Genomic DNA, 4,466 nt, shown 5'->3' with positions numbered 1-4,466 from the left:
TTCCCAGTTCACGAAAAGTGATCAGGGGATTAATGTGGATACCATTCCAGTGCTCCACAAATATCTCTGTAAGTTTTCTGCTCCGGGAACCCGGGCCCCTTGCACTTGAATTGATGACCAATACTTTCTTCATTTTTAATAATTTTATTCAAAAGTATGGAGGTGGTGGATTATATTTGTATACCAATTCGTATAAACAGTACAGCCCAGATGTTGCCATACAAATCATTAATTCAGGTTGACAGGGACGCAGCGGTAACACTCTACATCCAGGTCTGCAATAGCTTTATCGCGTTGATCACCAATGGTACGCTGCGGCCGTCAGACCTGCTGCCAAGCTCCCGGGTACTCGCAGACCTGATCGGCATCAACAGAAACACCGTAAAACTGGCCTATGAAGAACTGATCAGTCAGGGCTGGGCAGAATCCATCGAACGCAGGGGGATATTTGTACTTTCCAGGCTACCCGTCATTTCCAAAACCAGGCTGCCCGACCCTTCAGTGCTGCAAAACACACCAGGCAAAAACGACATCCCTCAGGAAGCTTTTCTCTGGACCAATCGTTTTAAGAATGCCATACCCAGCCTGAACCTTCAGAAAACAGCACTTGCCATTGACGATGGCTTTCCCGACGTGCGCCTGGCGCCCGTAGACCTGCTCATGCGCGAATACCGCAGCCTGTCCAGGAAATTTTACGGGCGAAACTTTCTGAAATACGGCGGCTCCAGGGGATCAGAACACCTACGGCTCTCCATCAGCAGCTACCTTTCCAATACCAGGGGCCTTGATGTCTCTCCTGAAAATATACTCATTACAAAAGGCAGCCAGATGGGGATCTATTTAGCAGCCCAGCTGCTGCTCAATCCTTCAGACCATATCGCGGTTGGAATGTCAAACTACCTTTCAGCAGATGAAACATTCAGACATACCGGAGCAAACCTGCTGCGAATTCCTGTTGACGAGCATGGAATGGACATAGATTACCTCGAAGAAGTCCTGCAGCGCCAAAAAATAAAAGCGGTGTATGTCATCCCGCACCATCACTGTCCAACAACAGTGACACTGACGATGGAGCGCAGGTTAAAACTATTGAACCTGGCCAAACAGTATCGCTTTGCAATTATCGAAGACGACTATGATTTCGATTTCCACTATGAAAACAAACCCTACCTGCCATTGGCCAGTATAGACCACCATCAAAATGTGATTTATATTGGATCGATCACCAAAACTTTTGCACCTGCCCTGCGAATAGGCTTTATGACAGGACCTTCCGCATTTATTGAAGACTCAGCCTCATTAAGGGAGCTGATAGACAAACAAGGAGACACCCTGCTGGAGGAAGCATTTGCAGTGATGTTTGACAATGGCGAGATGGACCGGCACTTCCGGAAGACCTTAAAGATTTACAAGCAGCGCAGAAACCTGTTTTGTCAGCTCCTCACATCTGAGTTTAAAGAAGAGATCACATTCAGTGTCCCCGAGGGCGGACTTGCTGTATGGGCGACTTTTAATGAAAAGATCGATCTGATCAAAATGTCAGAAGAGGCCTCAAAAAAAGGTCTTCATATCGACAATGGCAATTTCTATAAGAACGAATCTTTTATCACCAATGGAATGAGAATGGGCTTCGCCTCACTCCGTGAAAACGAAATGTCGGAAGCCTTCGGGATTCTGAAAGCTTCACTGTGCCCTTAAACGCTTCGCCGGGTTCATCATAGCAGCCTTTACAGACCTGTTATTTATTTGGGTGATCCTTACCGGCATTATAGCTGACCATCCAGCAGACCTCATATTTATCCTTAAAACTGCCAAAATAGTCACCCCAGAACTGGTCTTCCATAGGCATTTCCACCTCGCCGCCTTCCGATAAGCCATTAAACAGGCGATCTGCCTCTTCCTTGCTTTCAGGACTTATACAAATGTAGATGTTGTTGCCTACCACCAGTTTGTGTCCGGCAGAAGGCAGAATGTCCGAAGCCATCAACAAATCACCACCGGTTATAGGGAGGGCAACATGCATCACCCGGTTTTTTTCTGACTCCGGAACATTTTCAGCGCCCGGCATTCCGCCCACTTTCATTACACCTCCCATAAATTCGCCGCCGAATATGGATTTGTAAAAGTTGAATGCTTCTTCGGCATTGCCGTCGAAGTTCAGATAAGAATTCAATTTTGCCATAATTGTATTTTTAAATTATTTGGTTATTGTAAGCTATAAAAAATATAACATAACTGACGCGTAATAGTTTCCAATGACGGGTGTGAAAACCCCGAACGCTTACCAATTAATTCAATTTTCCGATCAATACCAGATCGCTAAGCATTAGGCCTTCCTTGTCAGGAGAGCTAAAATGACTTGAACTGATAACCTCAAAGTTATTGTCCAGAAGTGCGCGGGTTAAATCATCTTCCCGGTGGTAATTGACATACACCTGATCGCCGGAACTTGATATCTGGTATCTCGATTTGGTAATCTCATCCTCTACCATTGTACTCAAATAAAATATACCCCCCGGGATCAATAGGCGGGAAACGTTTGCGATTAGCTCCATGGTTTCCTCCAGCGTCAGATAGGGCAGGCAGAAGCCACAAGTGATGCCGTCAAATTTCTGTTTGATCGTGCCGGTCTCACGGCAGTCCATCAGCTGAAATTGAGCGGTCGGGTTGTTGATCCGGGCAAGCTCAAGCATCTTCGGAGACAGGTCAGTCCCCAATATTTTGTAGCCAGGCTTCCTGTCCAGTAAATATTTAATGATATTTCCCGGGCCGCAGGCGATGTCCAAAATGCTGGCATTATCAGATGGGATGTGATCACAGAAGAAATTGAATGTCTCAGCAAACAAGCTCACATCCATGGATCTGTCCTGGTATATTTTCGCTGATTTGTCAAATGCCTCAGCAGCATCTACTATTTTGCTATTGTTGTCGTTTGGACTTAATCGTTTTTTGATTTTCATAGGGGCGAAGGCAGGTTCCCTAAATTTACTGATATCTGGTAAGAAAATAAAATTTCTTCCCATTCATTTACCGGATGGCAAGATCATTTTATTTGACCTGAACTAAACAGTGAAATCTATACTGGAAGCAAATCCTCCATATTCAGATGAATTTTTGGGTTGTTCAATTTAGCAATCACACTTCTTACCTTGAAGATGGTTTGAATATTTAAGGTAGCTGGAATTAACTGATCAATACCAATAGCCAGTAATTTATGGATTAAGATCAGGTACAGTCTTAACTTACGATCGATGATCGAGGCCCTTTCAAATTCAAGTTCTGAAGTTAGTACGCCTTTTTTTAGTATCTTCTTTAAACCAAGCTGTGTATCCATAATTTCTATATCCAGTTTCTTATCCCCTATGAAGCAAACTTATACAGATTTGGTGAATAAAAACACGTTTCCAAAACAAATTTATTGGATACAAATAATTGAATATCAATTGAATAATTTGATTTTTATTGCAAAATGTTGAAGAGGGTTAGACGGAAATCTGCAAAGCAAAACTAGTTCAGCACAGGCCGTTGCCTGTAATTCTTCATCCATGATTGCAGACTTGCGAAAATTTGAGCCACCCAGACAAGTAAATTGAGCCGTATAGGAAAAGGCAGGTGAGCAATAGTACCGACCTTTGTTTCATATCAGATCAAATATCAATTATGGAACATATCACAAAAATAAAACTTGGTAACAACGGACCGCTAGTGTCTAAACTTGGATTGGGCTGTATGCGCATGTCCTCTGTTTGGGGAAGCCCGGTCAATGACGAAAGCGAAAGCATCGCTACCATTCATTCCGCACTGGACAATGGCCTCAATTTCCTGAATACAGGAGACTTTTATGGCAGCGGCCATAACGAACTGCTAATAGGCAAAGCCATCAAAAACAGAAGGGACGATGCTTTCATTAGTGTCAAGTTTGGCGGCCTCTTTTACAATGGTCAGTGGATTGGCCTGGACCTGCGACCAATCGCCATCAAGAACTTTATCAATTATTCCCTAGTGCGTTTGGGCATAGACACCATTGACCTTTACCAGCCATGTAGAATGGACAACAGCGTACCTGTTGAAGACATCATCGGAACTATTGCCGACCTGATCAAAGAAGGAAAAGTGCGTCACCTCGGTGTTTCCGAAATCACTGCAGCGCAACTGCGCCAGGCCAATAGCATACACCCGGTAACCGCATTGGAGATCGGGTATTCACTGGCCGACCGCCAGATAGAAAGCGACCTGCTTCCTGCAGCCAAAGAACTGGGAATCGGTGTCGTGGCCTTTGCCAATACAGCCGAAGGTTTGCTTACCGGCGAGATGACAGCGCCGCTTCCGGCCAATAATTACCACAACCACTTCACACGTTTTCAGGGAGAGAACCTGGTCAGGAACCTTGAAAAAGTCGAAGTGTTAAAAACCATAGCAAAGCAAAAAGGACGCACACCGGCACAACTGGCGATCGCATGGGTCAA

General features: G+C 44.6%; 5 protein-coding genes. 2 read left to right on the top strand and 3 right to left on the bottom strand.

Translation table 11 applies throughout. The features are described from left to right. The first annotated feature begins 210 nt into the window (after positions 1-210). Positions 211-1,698: a PLP-dependent aminotransferase family protein gene (locus VK541_RS19485; RefSeq protein ID WP_324372095.1), complete on the top strand. Its 1,488-nt coding sequence runs from the start codon at positions 211-213 to the stop codon at positions 1,696-1,698. A 40-nt stretch (positions 1,699-1,738) separates the two neighbouring features. On the opposite strand, the gene VK541_RS19480 is transcribed toward VK541_RS19485, so the two are convergent. From VK541_RS19480 to VK541_RS19470, 3 genes are all read right to left on the bottom strand, one after another. Further along, positions 1,739-2,182, bottom strand: a complete 444-nt coding sequence (locus VK541_RS19480; RefSeq protein WP_324372094.1) for a VOC family protein — start codon at positions 2,180-2,182, stop codon at positions 1,739-1,741. 106 nt (positions 2,183-2,288) lie between these two features. Next, positions 2,289-2,960 carry a class I SAM-dependent methyltransferase gene (locus VK541_RS19475; protein ID WP_324372093.1) on the bottom strand — a complete coding sequence of 224 codons (672 nt, stop codon included), beginning with the start codon at positions 2,958-2,960 and terminating at the stop codon, positions 2,289-2,291. Positions 2,961-3,076: 116 nt separating this feature from the next. After that, on the bottom strand, positions 3,077-3,334 hold the full coding sequence (locus VK541_RS19470) for a hypothetical protein (protein ID WP_324372092.1): 258 nt from the start codon (positions 3,332-3,334) through the stop codon (positions 3,077-3,079). Between the two features lie 326 nt (positions 3,335-3,660). Here VK541_RS19470 and VK541_RS19465 point away from each other — a divergent pair. Then, positions 3,661-4,466 (top strand): aldo/keto reductase (locus VK541_RS19465; protein WP_324372091.1); only part of this gene is annotated, 806 nt, incomplete at its 3' end.

The organism is Pedobacter sp. (assembly GCF_035317785.1).
Taxonomy (GTDB): Bacteria; Bacteroidota; Bacteroidia; order Sphingobacteriales; family Sphingobacteriaceae; genus Pedobacter.
Note: the sequence above shows the minus strand (reverse complement) of the source record. Positions and strands in the feature narration are given on the sequence as shown.

Bases quoted from the DNA above. Each gene is read 5' to 3' on its own strand.
- VK541_RS19485 (WP_324372095.1), top strand. From the start codon at position 211: ATGTTGCCATACAAATCATTAATTCAGGTTGACAGGGACGCAGCGGTA.
- VK541_RS19480 (WP_324372094.1), bottom strand. From the start codon at position 2,182: ATGGCAAAATTGAATTCTTATCTGAACTTCGACGGCAATGCCGAAGAA.
- VK541_RS19475 (WP_324372093.1), bottom strand. From the start codon at position 2,960: ATGAAAATCAAAAAACGATTAAGTCCAAACGACAACAATAGCAAAATA.
- VK541_RS19470 (WP_324372092.1), bottom strand. From the start codon at position 3,334: ATGGATACACAGCTTGGTTTAAAGAAGATACTAAAAAAAGGCGTACTA.